Origin of the sequence: Bradyrhizobium sp. S3.12.5 (assembly GCF_040548225.1) — a bacterium.
Lineage (GTDB): Bacteria > Pseudomonadota > Alphaproteobacteria > Rhizobiales > Xanthobacteraceae > Bradyrhizobium > Bradyrhizobium cytisi.
This window is the reverse complement of sequence record NZ_JBEPRF010000006.1, coordinates 191950-204941: the sequence shown is the minus strand read 5'-3', so window position 1 is coordinate 204941 and position 12992 is coordinate 191950. Positions and strand designations below refer to the sequence as shown.

Genomic DNA, 12992 nt, shown 5'->3' with positions numbered 1-12992 from the left:
ATCGCGGCCCGTTCAGATTGACCGGGCAAGCATTCCCGCAGCCGGATCGCGGCGGGGCCTGTGGCTCAACGGTTATAGCCGGCCGCTCATAACGGTCTGGTTGCAGGTTCGAGTCCTGCCGGGCCCACCACGCTTCCCAACCGCAAGGCCGACCACGGCTCGCGCCCGCAACTCAAATATCGAAGACACCCCCGTGCAAAGTAACAGGGGGCGCCGGCATGGATGCTTTTGGGCGGATCCTGCCCGGCCAGGAGTCGCGTCGCCGCTGTGTACCTCAAGGTGAGCGATGTGACGTCTCCAGCGTTAGGATCCAGCCCGGAAATTACGGTGACAGTGCTGGACTGCACTAAATTTGCTCGCCATCGTATTTCGGTGACAGTGCACTCAATTCACTCGTCGTCGCCACCCTGCTCGTCCTGCGGCTTCGGTCCGCGCTTGGCTGGTTTTAGAGACCGCCCGGTCAGCCGCTCGAGGCGGGCGAGGAAACGATCATTTCCGAGCGGCCGGCCGATGCTTTCCGCGGCACGCAGCCGGTCGAACAGGTCCGTCTCCGGCGTGCTGGCGAGCAGGTCGGCGAAACGCGGGAAGCGATCCCTGATCGGCGCGAGCGCAGTCACCCCGTCGGCCTTGCCGCGCAGATGCGCACGCGTGCTCGCCCAACGCCAATCCTGCGCCCGCTTCACCAGCCGGGCGCGCACCGGGTTGAGCGATACGTAGCGCAATGCCGCCGCCAGATGCTCTTCGTCCATGGCCACCGCGCCGAAGCGCCCCTGCCAGAAGTGCCCCGTGCGCTTGCGCCGCGCCTGGATCACGCCCGCATAGGACCGGTGCACGCGTGCAAGTGCGCGGCGCAGCCCGTCCGTATCGGACGGGACCAGAACGAGATGCACGTGGTTCGGCATCAGGCACCAGGCCCACACCTCGACCCCCGCCGCCCGGCAGCTCTCCGCGAGCAGGTCGCGATAGAGCGCATAGTCGTCATCGCCCAAGAACGTCCGCGCCCGGCCATTGCCGCGCTGGGTGACGTGGTGGGGATGACCGGGAATGACGACACGGGCGAGACGGGCCATGAACCATCATGACCGCAGAGCCGCGCGATGTCAATTTAGTGCACTGTCACCGTAATTCCGGCGAATGGCCCAACCTGCTCACTGTCGAGACAGTAGCGGCGTGGCTGTGGTCCAACATGCATATGCCGGTAAACGGTCACGCAATCCTGCGTGCTCTTCAAGAGCAATCAGTGAGAAGCTAATCATGTGCCAAACTGGTGCTCAAACGAACTGAGAGTTTCATTCGACCACGATACTGATGAAGCAAAGAAGCAGTACGCAGAATTTCGGCAATGTGTGACCGAAGCATGCACGCCCAATGCTGAAAAGGGATTATTCAATCTGACAATTCCCCGTCCGGCTATTCTTGACCAAACTATTTCAGGATGTGGGTCGCAGATGGAGACGCCGGAGTACAAGGAAATTCAAGCTAAAGCGATTGCGGAAACAGGCCATAAGGATTGGTACGAGTGGAGCTGCGCGATGTGGGGCACAAAGTGGGATGCCTGTGAAATCAATCTCGTCAACGAGAGTGACGACAATTTAGAGGTTCACTTTGAAACCGCATGGTCGCCGCCGAGCCAATGGCTTGAGGCTATTCGCATCAAATATCCTGACCTGACTTTTTGGATGTTTTATCGCGAGGACGGCTGTGAAGCCGTTGGCTACCTGTAAACCGATCAGAAGCCACCATAGATGACAACTGCGATTGAACGCTCCACCGATAAGGAAATCACAATCGAAGGCTTGCATGCGCTCATCACGAAAAATCAGATACGCATGGCTGAATTTAAGATGAGACCCATAGGGCTCAAAAGAAGCTAGAAACACTCCTGACTAATGATCGTGAAATAGTGCCGGGAACGTGCGGCCCGGCTAAACCGTCGGCTCCCTAAACTCGATTTTGGGACTAAACTTAAATTCTTTCGCGAAGAGTGCGTGAATGCGCTCAAGCAAACCTTTCGACTCGGCGCGATCATGCCGTGCGCGTTCGATCATCCCTTCGGCCAGGCTATTCAGTTCGTAAGCCCGCGGCTTAAGCCAAGCGACTTCCTCTGCCGAGAGCTTGTGCGTCCCCGTGCCGCCCTCCATTTCGTCGGTGCCAAACTTTGAAAGGGCCGATACTCTTCTCGTTCCGTACGACTGGTAGGTATCGATTAGGCTGTTGTGTATCTCGTCGTAAGGCCCGAGTTCGTTGAATAACTTGTCATCTAACGACAACACCAACGCCATTTCCTCGGGTGTGAACTTCACCCTATCCGGCAGGTTGCCGAGCGGAAGTACGGCCTGCCAGAGCGATGCAAATCCGCTTTTCTTGCCCCGCTCCACGAAGTCCGTCAGCGTCGCGTCGATGATTGCGATCGTTGAATGAATACGGATCATCTTGAAGAATAACGAGTACGCCTGCGCTTTCCGAACCTCGTACCTGTCCTTTTCCTTTTGCTTGCGCGCCTCGGCAAAAGAGGTTCGCTGGAGTGTATAAGAGACGGCAGCGCTTATGGCCGCGCCGAATAGAACGCCAGCAGCACTCGACCAAGAGATTTGATGGACGGCCTCGCTCAGCCAACTCATTGTTGCCGTACCCCATTACGGAATGTCCCCGGCCTTGCTACTACCACCAATTGAGTGGGGCTTGTTCAGGAAATACTCGCGATTCCCCGTCGCGGCTTCCGCGTACTGGTCGATCGAGACCATGATGGCCTCGACATGCGCCCGGCACCAACCTTCCCGTGTGGCCAGGTGGCGAGCCTCATTCAGGGCTTTGAGGAAAGGCGACAGCTCAGGTTCGTCGGAGAAGTACCGCTTCACCAGCTACGGCCTCCAAGAACCCGGCGCTTGTTGTGGTGCGGCTCCGCCTTCCTCAGTTCGTACCGCTGCCCACACAGGGTGTCGATCTTGGCCAGCATGCGCTCAAGCAGGGCTTCCGCCGAGGCCGAGGGTATCCCGGCCCGTTGGAGCTGGAGGATCTCCTTCCGCTGTCGCCCCACCTGGGCGCGCATGCGTTCGATTTCGCCCCGGATGTAGTCGATGTCCGGCATGGTCCGTCCCGTGATTTAAAGATGGCCGATGAGAACAAAAACAGAACTCTGAGTCGAGTCGGAACTTGTTCGTAAAAGATCGGATGCCGCCCCGCCGAGGCGCTATTCAGAAACCCCAACCCACCCGATGGCTGGGTCTCGACACCGGGCTTTCCGAACAGACACGGGCTCAAACAGGCTTTGTGCTTGTGGCCGTGACCCAGCGGCCCACGAAAAAGGGCGCCACACGGGGGCGCCCTTTTGGATTGGTGCGGGGATAGGGCTTTCGCCCCACTCACGGTCTTTCAAACCGAGGCATGTGCATCACTTCAAATCGACTACTTGGACGGCTGGCCGTTTAGGGCTCCCCGCAGCGCCGTGAGCAGTCCCAGAATTTCCACGTGTACCTGCATGTTAATCTCCATCATGCCTGAGAGGTTGAACCAAACAAACGATGCAAGGAGCCCAACGGCAATTGTCCACGAGGCCGAGATGAAGGCTTTGACGTACATGACCCAGCAAGAACTGGTCGCGAGAATGTAAGATCGATCGCGTTAGAATCAAGCTACCAATTCGTCGAGCGTACCGCCCAAAGCCAGGTGCCGTTTCACCCAGGCCGGTTGAGTGCCCCTACCTGACCAAGCGTTCTCGCCCTTCTGATACTTCGGCTTCGTGAGAGCGGCTTTAGGGGGCTTTTGTTTCTGCTGATGAGCAATGAGTGCGCCGAGCCGTTCAGCCTCACTGGAAAGCTCGCGCTGTCGGTCAGATACCCTTTCGGCGAGCAACGTATTCACTCTGTTACGGAGTTCGGCGAGTTGTTCGATGGAAAATGATTCGATTTGCATGGTGGCCTCCTGCAACCATGAAGCCATCTCAAACTTGAAAGCACCAAGGGCATAGCGGTGCGAACGGCTGCAGAACAGACCCGCACGTTATCCGCACTTTACCCGTGCCCTTTGGTGCATTTTGCTGCTATTCATCGCCCCGCCAAAAACCCTCCATCCATCCAAGGGAGCAACAACCATGCGATATCTCCACACCATGCTGCGCGTGCGCAATCTCGATGTCGCGCTGAAGTTTTACCAGGATGCGCTGGGGCTGAAGGAGGTGCGGCGGATCGAGAACGACAAGGGGCGCTTCACGCTGGTGTTCCTGTGCTCGTCGGACGATCTCGAGGCGCTGAAGAAGCAGCCGCAAACGCGCGGTGCGCCGCTGGTCGAGCTCACCTGGAATTGGGACGAGGAGACCTATGGCGAGGACCGCTTCTTCGGCCATCTCGCCTATGAGGTCGACGACATCTACTTAACCTGCGAGAAGCTGATGAAGGCCGGCGTCACCATCAACCGTCCGCCGCGCGACGGCAACATGGCCTTCGTGCGCTCGCCCGATCTGCACTCGATCGAGATCCTCCAGAAGGGCGACCCGAAGGCGCCGGCCGAGCCGTGGGCGTCGATGCCGAATACCGGTCACTGGTAAGGCTCTCGCCACAGGAACAAGGCCCTCGCCCGCCGCGTTCACTCCCCAACGATGCGATTGGAGGAGGAAACAATGGGACGCGGATTATTGTTGTGGCTGCTGGGTGTGCCGATCCCGGTGATCATTCTGCTGTGGCTGTTCTTCGGCCATTGATTGCCTGATCGACCCTGCCATGAAAGCTCCGCCGCGGGCGGAGCTTTTTGCATGAGGGGCTCGCGGCAATCGCGGCTCGCTGACTTCGCGAAATTCCGCTATCACCCGCGCGAAAACGAAACGCTGCGGGAGGAACGACATGCCAGAGACGAAGCTGACGATCTGGGGCCGCGCCAATTCGGTCAACGTGCAGAAGGTGCTGTGGTGCCTCGCCGAGCTCGCCCTGCCCTACCAGCGCATCGACGCCGGCATGGAATACGGCAAGACCCGCGAGGCCGGCTATCTCGCGATGAACCCCAATGCGCGGATCCCGACGCTGGTCGAGGGCGACTTCAGCTTGTGGGAATCCAACTCGATCATGCGCTATCTCTGCATGGCGCATGGGCGCGGCACGCCGATCTATCCGGAGGCGCCAAAGCTGCGCGCCGGCGTCGACCGCTGGCTCGACTGGACGCTGTCGATGGTGCAGCCGGTCGACCGCCCGGTGTTCTGGGGCATCGTGCGCACGCCGCCCGCCGAGCGCGACATGGTCAAGATCCAAAGGGATGCCGATGCGGCCGCCGAGGTCTGGGCGATCGCCGATCGCCTGCTCTCCACGCGGCCCTTCATGGAGGGCAACCAGTTCACGCTCGCCGACATCGCTGTTGGCGCCTATGCGCGACGCTGGCTCGGCGTCGAGGGCATCACCCGGCCGGCGCAGCCGAACCTGACGCGGTGGCTCGCCGAGCTCGGCAAGCGACCCGGATTTGCGCAGCACGTGGCCCCGCCGATGTCGTGACCCGCTGACGCGGCTTAAGCTGCGGTGAGCGCGCGCGAAATCGCTATGAGCGCGCAAACTGCCCGCGCCTGGCCTCTACTGTGCATGGGGTTGTTTTCGCGTTTTCTGTTCGGGCGGCCTAGTGCCGGCCGCGCTCGACCAGCACGACGACGACGATCAGCACCAGGGTGACGATCGCAATGGAGATCTTCGCGGTCCAGGACATCCCGCGTCCGACCCACCACAGCAGCGCGCAATACATCAGCGCGGGGACGAGGAGATCGAGCCGCAACAGGTCCGGCGACATGGGCCCCTCAGCGCCCGACCGTGGTGCCGACGCTGACCGCGCCGCCGATCTTGACGCAGGTCCCCTCGACCATGGTGAAGCCCCGGCCATAGGCGGCGCAGCCGTTGGGTCTCGCAGACCCGGCGGCGCCCTTCAGCGGCAGGGCCTTGCCCGACTGCGGCTGCTCGCTCGGCGGCAAGCGCAAGGTCTCGGCCCCGGCTGAGGAGGTAGTAGCGAGAGAGATCAGAAAGAGGACGGTCGCGCGCATCTGCGCCTTGTAGCCCGGACCCGCGCCCGGCGCCATCCGGGCCGCCGTCAGAGGAACTTGACGCCGGCCGACTTGCCGCGGCGCCACACCACCTGGCAGCTCCGCCCGGTCCGGGCATCGCGTGCAAATGCCATCCGGATCACGCCCGGCAGCTGGCTCGCGTCCTCGTCCAGCGTGATCCTGGCGCCCGAGGCCGAGATGTCCTCGACCAGGCAATGCCGCGCCGCGAATCCGCCCGCGAGCGTGATCCAGGCGTGCTGCGACAGCAGCTTGCGGCTTGCGCGCTTCTTGGGCTGTGGCATTGGCGAAAAATCTCTCCCGCTCCAGCGCTAGCCCAGGGAACCCTAAGAAACGGTTGAAATCGCCGCCCGAATGATCCCGGGGCGCGCTATCCACCGGGCCCAAAACAGCGTTCCGGAACGGCTTGCCCACGGGGCCAAAGGCCACTATACGTTCGCCCGCTGCAAGCCGCCGGGCACGACTCGCGCGGCCGGCAGGCCTGTCGCCAAATGCGGCCCGGCCTTGCGTTTGCTCCCTTCGTCTATCGGTTAGGACGCCACCCTTTCACGGTGGAGAGAGCGGTTCGATTCCGCTAGGGAGCGCCAGGCAGCCCCCATCCCTCACCGCTCGCCCAGGAAGCTCTCGCGCACCTTCGCGCAGGCGAGCCCGATCGTATAGACGTGGATCCCCTCGATCACGCAATGGTCCGGATTGAGCGCCAGCAGCCCGATCGACGTTTGCTCGTTGAGCTCCCACGGTGCGCGGACGATGATGCAGGGATAGTCCGCGGCGAGCTTGGCGTAGCTGGTGGTGCGAAAATTGCGCTTCAGGACGCGCGTGTAGGTGTTGTGGTCCAGCAGGGCGACCGTGAAGGCGCGCTCATAGGCAGCAGAGAACCTCTCCCGCATCGCCTGGTCGCCCCAGAGCTGCAAGGTCATGTCCCAGCCGTGGTTCATGTCGTTCTCCGGCGCGCGCACGAACATGCCGGAGACGTTGGCGCAAGCGGGACCGGCAGCGACCACGGCGTCCGAGAGCCTGGCCCCGATCGCATTCGCGCGCGAGGTTTGCAGCGCGACGGTTCTGGCGTCGATCAGCGTCACCGCGGTCGTAGCGGCACACAGGCTGCCCGCCAACAGGGATAGCGCCACCGCCGGGATGGCCGGAACCAGACGCCTGGTCTGCACCACGATCAGGACGAGGACGCCGCCCGTCAGCGCCCAAGATGCCATCATGTAATGCAGCGCAAAATGCTTCGACGTCGCCACGAGGTACGCCGCAAAGATCAGGACGGCGGCGCTAAGCGTGAGGCTGACCGGATCGCGCCACTCGCGCGTCTTGATGCACCAGGCGAGCACCACGGCCGCGGCTGCGATGTAGGTGCCCGCCGCGAACGGCACGGCCGCGATGATCTCGCGCATGTTGGACCAGAACGTCGCGAAGTCGATGAATCCGGTCTCGCCCTCGCCGTAATGGCCCTTGTGGGTTGCGACTTGCACAAGCCATCCGAACCCGCGCGTGATCGTTCCGGGATTGAAGATCAGACTGAAGCCAACGAAGCCGATCGCCCCGGTGATCAAGGCGGCGACGAACGCCCGCCGGCTTCTCAGCAGGCACACGGCGAACAGCGCCTGCGGCAAATAGAGATATTTGGTCGAGAAGCCGAGCGCGAAAATCAAACCGGACACGACGCCGAGGCTGGTCGCCGGCGGTCGCTCGTCGAGCACAGCCTTGAGCACGATCGCCATGCCGAACAGGGAGATCGCGACCATGAGGCTTTCCGGAGCGAGCACCGTCTGAAAGTGAAACGCATCGGGATGAACGAACGCGCCGGCCTGAAACAGCAAGCCGGCAATGGCGCTCCGCGTCGTCCGGCCGACGATGAGCCCGCCTGCCAGCAACGCGCCCGAGAGCACCAGCGCCTCGCAAGTCCGCGCCGCGGTGGTGATCGCATCGTAGTGCTTGAGCCCGAACGCGACGATATCATCGGGCCGGGCGACCAAGGCCCAACCCCTGATGACCAGCTCGACGAGCAAAGTCGTCGTCGTTCCCGGATGATCGAATTTCAGCGAGCCATATCCGGCCGCCGCCACCAGCCCGTTCATGGTGTAGGCCGATTCAGGATCGACCTGGACACCCCAGACCGCCTGCCAGGCCGAATAGAGCAACGTCGCCGCCAGATACAATGACGGCGCGATGAGGATCAGCGATGTTCGGCCCCTCCCGCTCAGGCGCGCGTCAGGAAAACTGCAATCGGCCGACATCATCGTCGTCGCACCGTGGTTTCCACGGGCTAGATCGCCTTGATCTTGAGAAAGGCGAAAGCCACCATCTTCAGCAGCATCCAGCCGTGGCGAAACCTGGAGATCTGGGTCTCGCCATAGGTGCGCGCGGCGTAGCGGATCGGAAGATCCACCGATTTCAGATTGAGCTTCGATGCGCCGAAGATCAGGTCGAAATCGCCGAACGGATCGAAATCGCCGAAATAGGCCTTTCCGGCTTTCAGGCGCTGATAGTCGCTGCGCCGCAGAACCTTGGTGCCGCAGAGCGTATCCGTATAGCGCTGATTGAGCAGCCAGGAGAACAGATAGGAAAAGATCTTGTTGGCGATCAGGTTGAGGAAGCGCATCGCGCCCTCGTCCATGGGATAGACCAGGCGCGAGCCGTTGACGAACTCGCCCTTGCCCGACAGCAGCGCCTCGACGAATTTCGGAATCTGCTCCGGCGGCATGGTCAGGTCGGCGTCAAGAATGATCAGCACGTCGCCGCGCGCCGCGTCGAACGCGGTGAAGACGGCGTCGGCCTTGCCCTTGCCCAGCTGGCGCATCACCTTGATGTCCCTGGAAGGATGCGCCTGCTTGACCCGCTCCATCTCCTCGAAGGTGCCGTCCTGGCTATGGCCCTCGATGAAGATAATCTCGATGTCGCCGCAGAAGTCGGGCATCCGCAGGACAGCCGGCTCGATGTTGCCGCGCTCGTTACGCGCCGGCACCACGACGGTGGCCGAGCCAAACTCCTCCCTCGCCCTGCGGCTCGAGCGCGCGACCATATAGTGCCGCAGCGCCACCTGGCGGATTCCCGGCAGCACGCTGACGAAACGATTGAGGAGGCGCCCGAGCCCGAATATCCGGACCGGCGAGAGCACGCGTTGCTCGGACTTGACCGGATCGAAATCCGCAAGCCTCGCCAGGCTGCGCAAGTCGGACGGCGACAGCACATTCTGATCCGGCTGCGGCATCCGCAGGCCGATGAGTTCGGCGAATTTCAGCGCGGGGTACCAGAGATGCGAGAAGTAACCGATCACCAGCCGCGTATCACGCGTGCAGAGCGGATGCAGCTGGGCGATGAACTTCTGACAATCTTCCAGCGAACCGATCGTATCGAGGACGAGAATATAGTCGAACGGGCCTTGCAGCGCTTCCAGTGTCGCGGGGTCTTCGGCATCGCCTTCGACGAACGTGAGATAGGGGTGGCGCTGTCGCGCGATCCCGATTTGCGTGCCGCAAAAATCTATTCCGACGCCATGTGATGGCGCGAGGCTCGCGAGCGTGTCGCCGACGCCGCATCCGATGTCGAGGACGCGACTTCCCGCCGGGATTAGGAACCGGAGATAGCGTTCGTCCTCGTCGTGAAAAAAGCTGTTCTTCTCACGCCATGCCACGCGGTCCGTGGCGACGCGGTCGGCGTGATCGAGGATGCCTGCTTTTCGCGGAGACAGGCCGCCAGACATGACGGTCATGTCCGTGACAAGACATAGGCCCCGTCGGGCCTGCTCGAACGACAATTTATCGCGACATCAGGCACCACGGCGCGAGGCGCCGCAGACATAAAACGACACATAAAAAGCAGTCCCCCCGAACCTGTTGCTACTCAAGCGCAACTGCAGCGGGACTTCAACAGGAACATCATCCGGCGCGCCAGAAATTCTGTCCCAGTCCAGCGACGATCCGATGCTGACCGAACGTGTCGTACCGGCGCGGCGAAGGCTAACGACCGCGCTGCGGACGTCTTCAGGTCGTCGTGAAGACCTCACGTCGCCGGTCGCGCCATTTTCGGCTTATCGCGATGAACGGCTCTTCGATGAACCGCCGGGATGTCCACGCCATCGGCGTGGTCAACAGCACGCCGATGACAATGCTCAACAGGATCGACAGCATGGGCCAGCCGTCGATGGCGCTGATGCGGACCGCAACGCTCAGGCCGATCATGTGGAAGAGATAGAAGCTGTAGGATATCCGGCCGTAGAAGCCGATCACCGGCTGATCCAGCAAACGAATGCCGCGCTGCAGCTCCCCAAACGCGATCAGCGCAACCAGCAGCCCGGATGAACAGGCTTCGAGCAAGATGATCGGCGCGGTTTGCTTTTGCAGGCCGCAATAGAGGAGCAGGACACCGGCCACGACAGCCACCACCATCTGCCGACCGCCGATAGCTTCCACGAGGCGGCGTCCCGAGAAGTGCAGCGCTACGCCAAGCACAAAAGCGTACAAAGGCGCGAGGTTCGTATAGCCGCCGAGCAGGTGCGCATATGGTCCGATGAACGACAGCCCGAACAACACCGAGATCGCCGCGATCAGGACGCGCGGGCCAAACCGCCGGCCGCCCAGGAAGGTCAGAACGATAACCGGTGTTGCGAAGCACTCCACCGTCATCGACCACATCGGCCCATTGATGTCGTGCCGGATCATCAGAGCGTTCAACATCACGTTGAAGGGCGAAAAATCAGACCCGAAGCCCAGATAGAATCCGAAGGCCTCGTGAAGCCCGGCCAGCAGCAGTACGACCGCAACCGCCGCCGGAAACAGCCGGAGAATCCTGTGACGCAGGAATACCGCGATGTCGTCGTTCCGAGCCAGCGAGCGCGACAGCACGAAGCCGCTCAGCACGAAGAAGAGCACCACCGGCGCCATGCCTGTGACATAGGTGTCGGTGAATCGTCCGAACGCATGGTAGCCGACGACGGAGACCGCAGCCAGGCCGCGCAACGACTCAAGTCTAGGCAGGAATTCGAGTTCTTGAACCACGATCGTCCTGACATCCGAGGTCTGGATTTTGGACGGCTTCTTGATCTTGCAGCATCCGCGTTCGCACTTAGCCACAACACGGCACGTCATGGCAATCTATGGAGATGAGATCGTCGGGGCGCCGGGCCCTGATCGCTCGGGAAGCCGGCCAGGCCGGCGATGCGCCGGCAGAATCGGTCATCCCGGCATGAACCTCCCGGCCCCTCACCTCCGACCAATGTCCGAAGGAAACTACCTCGCCCACTGCGATGGTGGCACGGCTTGAAGGATCGAGATTCGGCCCATGGAGCAGCGCAAATCGACCGCGGATGGCCAGTCCGGCGCGCCGCCGATTACGACCACGCCCCCGGCCTGGATACACCGCACCGCGCCCTATTTGCCGGACCGACGCGCCAAAATGCTGGAGCACATGGCGCGCGCCAGATCGGTGCCGCAGCCCCAAGCCGCCAAGGCAACCGGGCCGTCGGGCATGAGTGGCTGGCACATTCTCCGCGACGCCTATTGCTGCGCAATCCTGTCAGCGATCATCGCGCTCTTTTTGCAATCGCGCGTGCCATTTTACCTCGGGGCATTGATCTTCCTGTCCGATGGCGAGCGCATCGAACGCGCGCTCGCAACGATCGGGATCCGGTTCGAGCCGGAAGCGATCGGGCCCGAAATCGTCAAAGGCTTCGTCTCCCTGTTCGGATGGTTTGCGCTGCTCGTGTCGTTGCGGGACCTGGTCCCCGGCTGGCTCGCGGCATGGATGCCTCCGGCCGAGGCGTCGTGGTCAGTCATCGCCGGCATTGCCCTTGCGATCGTCATCGTCGAAGCGCTCGCGCACGCGCGATGCGGCCCGCATTGCCATGGCTCGGATTGGAGATCAGGTGGGACAGCCTGACCTGGAAGGTGATCAAGCTCGCCGTGGCCATTGGCGCGCTGGTTTTGCTGGCGCTGCACGGGCCTGCCTGAATGCCGCCGCTCAGCTCGGGCCAAGAAGCCCGCGTCAGGTCTCAGTAAGCCGGTCGAGAAGCGGCGAGATCCTCGACTGCACCGCTGGGTCGCAATGACGTGGTTGTGAATGAGCGCGCCCGATAACCGGGACGTTTTGCCGCTTACCCCGGCACACTACCGCCCCGGCCATTTACCGGAAATTTACCCTTGCTCCTGAGTGCCGGTATCATTTGCTTAGAATTTGATCGCTACCGTGGAATTACGGAAACAACCAGAAACACGATCGAGCGCCCATGTCCGTCGCAGAGTTCCTCAGGCAGCGTGCAGTCGAAGTAACCGTGAGCGGCAGCTATTCGCTGCATCGCTGGTACGATTGCGAGGGCAAGCTGCGAAACTTCGCCTGCCGCACCAAGCGCGTCTCGCCCTTCCGCATGATCGTCGACGTGCCGGTCGTCGGCAAGATCGGCGAGCGCGTAACCTCCTACTTCCAGGATTTCGGCGAATTCCAGTGCACCATCAGCGCGACGCTGAAATCGGGCTTCCTGATGGAGCTCGACATGACCCGGGCCCGCCGCGCCTGGATGTCGGAAAAGCTGACCTGGCTCGAAAAGAAGCAGAAGGACGACAGCGTCCTGGACCTGCGCCGTGACGCGCGCTTCGTTCCGCAAGCCTCGCACACATTCCTGACGGTTGCCGACGGCAGCACCCATTCCTGCTTCATCATCGACGTCTCCACGGCCGGCGCTGCGATCTCCTGCGAATACGACCCGCCGATCGGGACCCCGCTTGCCGTCGGCGCCTGCGTCGGACGCGTCGTCCGCAAGTTCGACAATGGCTTTGCGGTGAAGTTCGCCGAGAAACAGCAGCGGGACGACCTCGTCCGCCTGGTCGTGCGCCATGCCGTGCCGCAGCCAGCCTGAAGCCGGTCCAAACCAATCCGTATTGCTGCCCCATCGCGGCCCCATTGCGGGATCAGCTTTGGGGTGCGTGCCACGTGCCAGGCTTCATTTGCAGACTTTTGAGTTGCGGAC

The 12992-nt window shown here is 62.0% G+C and carries 16 protein-coding genes and 2 tRNA genes; 7 read left to right on the top strand and 11 right to left on the bottom strand.

Annotated elements, in window-relative coordinates; translation table 11 throughout:
• The first annotated feature begins 54 nt into the window (after positions 1–54).
• Positions 55–130 (top strand) — tRNA-Ile (locus tag ABIC09_RS10720).
• A gap of 259 nt (positions 131–389) precedes the next feature.
• On the opposite strand, the gene ABIC09_RS10715 is transcribed toward ABIC09_RS10720, so the two are convergent.
• Positions 390–1070, bottom strand: a complete 681-nt coding sequence (locus ABIC09_RS10715; RefSeq protein ID WP_354109234.1) for a transposase — start codon at positions 1068–1070, stop codon at positions 390–392.
• A gap of 186 nt (positions 1071–1256) precedes the next feature.
• Here ABIC09_RS10715 and ABIC09_RS10710 point away from each other — a divergent pair, with 186 nt between their 5' ends.
• Positions 1257–1724 (top strand): DUF1281 family ferredoxin-like fold protein, encoded by a 468-nt coding sequence (locus ABIC09_RS10710; RefSeq protein ID WP_354109233.1) that lies wholly within the window; start codon positions 1257–1259, stop codon positions 1722–1724.
• A 201-nt stretch (positions 1725–1925) separates the two neighbouring features.
• Here the strand turns inward: ABIC09_RS10710 and ABIC09_RS10705 are convergent, their stop codons facing one another.
• The 4 genes from ABIC09_RS10705 to ABIC09_RS10690 form a co-directional block, all read right to left on the bottom strand.
• Positions 1926–2621, bottom strand: a complete 696-nt coding sequence (locus tag ABIC09_RS10705; protein WP_354109232.1) for a hypothetical protein — start codon at positions 2619–2621, stop codon at positions 1926–1928.
• 15 nt (positions 2622–2636) lie between these two features.
• Entirely contained in the window at positions 2637–2861 is a 225-nt protein-coding gene (locus tag ABIC09_RS10700) for a hypothetical protein (protein WP_354109321.1), read from the bottom strand.
• Positions 2855–3088 (bottom strand): hypothetical protein, encoded by a 234-nt coding sequence (locus ABIC09_RS10695; RefSeq protein ID WP_354109231.1) that lies wholly within the window; start codon positions 3086–3088, stop codon positions 2855–2857. Before ABIC09_RS10695 ends, ABIC09_RS10700 begins: the two co-directional genes overlap by 7 nt.
• 539 nt (positions 3089–3627) lie before the next feature.
• Positions 3628–3912: an H-NS family nucleoid-associated regulatory protein gene (locus ABIC09_RS10690; protein WP_354109230.1), complete on the bottom strand. Its 285-nt coding sequence runs from the start codon at positions 3910–3912 to the stop codon at positions 3628–3630.
• Between the two features lie 178 nt (positions 3913–4090).
• Here ABIC09_RS10690 and ABIC09_RS10685 point away from each other — a divergent pair, with 178 nt between their 5' ends.
• A complete protein-coding gene (locus ABIC09_RS10685) occupies positions 4091–4543 on the top strand; it encodes a VOC family protein (RefSeq protein WP_148753895.1) in 453 nt (150 codons plus the stop codon).
• A 292-nt stretch (positions 4544–4835) separates the two neighbouring features.
• Positions 4836–5474 (top strand): glutathione S-transferase family protein, encoded by a 639-nt coding sequence (locus tag ABIC09_RS10680; RefSeq protein WP_354082791.1) that lies wholly within the window; start codon positions 4836–4838, stop codon positions 5472–5474.
• 118 nt (positions 5475–5592) lie between these two features.
• Here ABIC09_RS10680 and ABIC09_RS10675 read toward each other — a convergent pair whose 3' ends face one another.
• The 3 genes from ABIC09_RS10675 to ABIC09_RS10665 all read right to left on the bottom strand — a co-directional run bounded on the left by ABIC09_RS10675 (position 5593) and on the right by ABIC09_RS10665 (position 6309).
• Positions 5593–5760 carry a hypothetical protein gene (locus ABIC09_RS10675; protein ID WP_187435159.1) on the bottom strand — a complete coding sequence of 56 codons (168 nt, stop codon included), beginning with the start codon at positions 5758–5760 and terminating at the stop codon, positions 5593–5595.
• A 7-nt stretch (positions 5761–5767) separates the two neighbouring features.
• Positions 5768–5944, bottom strand: a complete 177-nt coding sequence (locus ABIC09_RS10670) for a hypothetical protein (RefSeq protein WP_502916463.1) — start codon at positions 5942–5944, stop codon at positions 5768–5770.
• A gap of 110 nt (positions 5945–6054) precedes the next feature.
• A complete protein-coding gene (locus ABIC09_RS10665; RefSeq protein WP_148753893.1) occupies positions 6055–6309 on the bottom strand; it encodes a PilZ domain-containing protein in 255 nt (84 codons plus the stop codon).
• Between the two features lie 228 nt (positions 6310–6537).
• On the opposite strand from ABIC09_RS10665, the gene ABIC09_RS10660 reads away from it, so the two are divergent.
• Positions 6538–6612, top strand: a tRNA-Glu gene (locus ABIC09_RS10660).
• Positions 6613–6627: 15 nt separating this feature from the next.
• Here ABIC09_RS10660 and ABIC09_RS10655 read toward each other — a convergent pair.
• The 3 genes from ABIC09_RS10655 to ABIC09_RS10645 form a co-directional block, all read right to left on the bottom strand.
• Positions 6628–8271, bottom strand: a complete 1644-nt coding sequence (locus ABIC09_RS10655) for a hypothetical protein (RefSeq protein ID WP_354109229.1) — start codon at positions 8269–8271, stop codon at positions 6628–6630.
• A 26-nt stretch (positions 8272–8297) separates the two neighbouring features.
• Complete coding sequence (locus tag ABIC09_RS10650; RefSeq protein ID WP_148753891.1) at positions 8298–9743, bottom strand: glycosyltransferase; 1446 nt, start codon at positions 9741–9743, stop codon at positions 8298–8300.
• 271 nt (positions 9744–10014) lie between these two features.
• The gene (locus ABIC09_RS10645) at positions 10015–11118 is read right to left on the bottom strand and encodes an acyltransferase family protein (RefSeq protein ID WP_354109228.1); all 1104 of its coding nucleotides are present in this window, start codon (positions 11116–11118) and stop codon (positions 10015–10017) included.
• Between the two features lie 193 nt (positions 11119–11311).
• Here ABIC09_RS10645 and ABIC09_RS10640 point away from each other — a divergent pair, with 193 nt between their 5' ends.
• Entirely contained in the window at positions 11312–11908 is a 597-nt protein-coding gene (locus ABIC09_RS10640; RefSeq protein WP_354109227.1) for a hypothetical protein, read from the top strand.
• A 346-nt stretch (positions 11909–12254) separates the two neighbouring features.
• Positions 12255–12881: a PilZ domain-containing protein gene (locus ABIC09_RS10635; protein WP_354109226.1), complete on the top strand. Its 627-nt coding sequence runs from the start codon at positions 12255–12257 to the stop codon at positions 12879–12881.
• Positions 12882–12992: the final 111 nt, after the last annotated feature.

Coding starts and splice junctions, on each gene's coding strand:
- ABIC09_RS10635 (WP_354109226.1), top strand. CDS start 12,255: ATGTCCGTCGCAGAGTTCCTCAGGCAGCGTGCAGTCGAAGTAACCGTG.
- ABIC09_RS10655 (WP_354109229.1), bottom strand. CDS start 8,271: ATGATGTCGGCCGATTGCAGTTTTCCTGACGCGCGCCTGAGCGGGAGG.
- ABIC09_RS10665 (WP_148753893.1), bottom strand. CDS start 6,309: ATGCCACAGCCCAAGAAGCGCGCAAGCCGCAAGCTGCTGTCGCAGCAC.
- ABIC09_RS10640 (WP_354109227.1), top strand. CDS start 11,312: ATGGAGCAGCGCAAATCGACCGCGGATGGCCAGTCCGGCGCGCCGCCG.
- ABIC09_RS10715 (WP_354109234.1), bottom strand. CDS start 1,070: ATGGCCCGTCTCGCCCGTGTCGTCATTCCCGGTCATCCCCACCACGTC.
- ABIC09_RS10690 (WP_354109230.1), bottom strand. CDS start 3,912: ATGCAAATCGAATCATTTTCCATCGAACAACTCGCCGAACTCCGTAAC.
- ABIC09_RS10645 (WP_354109228.1), bottom strand. CDS start 11,118: ATGACGTGCCGTGTTGTGGCTAAGTGCGAACGCGGATGCTGCAAGATC.
- ABIC09_RS10695 (WP_354109231.1), bottom strand. CDS start 3,088: ATGCCGGACATCGACTACATCCGGGGCGAAATCGAACGCATGCGCGCC.
- ABIC09_RS10685 (WP_148753895.1), top strand. CDS start 4,091: ATGCGATATCTCCACACCATGCTGCGCGTGCGCAATCTCGATGTCGCG.
- ABIC09_RS10680 (WP_354082791.1), top strand. CDS start 4,836: ATGCCAGAGACGAAGCTGACGATCTGGGGCCGCGCCAATTCGGTCAAC.
- ABIC09_RS10675 (WP_187435159.1), bottom strand. CDS start 5,760: ATGTCGCCGGACCTGTTGCGGCTCGATCTCCTCGTCCCCGCGCTGATG.
- ABIC09_RS10650 (WP_148753891.1), bottom strand. CDS start 9,743: ATGACCGTCATGTCTGGCGGCCTGTCTCCGCGAAAAGCAGGCATCCTC.
- ABIC09_RS10705 (WP_354109232.1), bottom strand. CDS start 2,621: ATGAGTTGGCTGAGCGAGGCCGTCCATCAAATCTCTTGGTCGAGTGCT.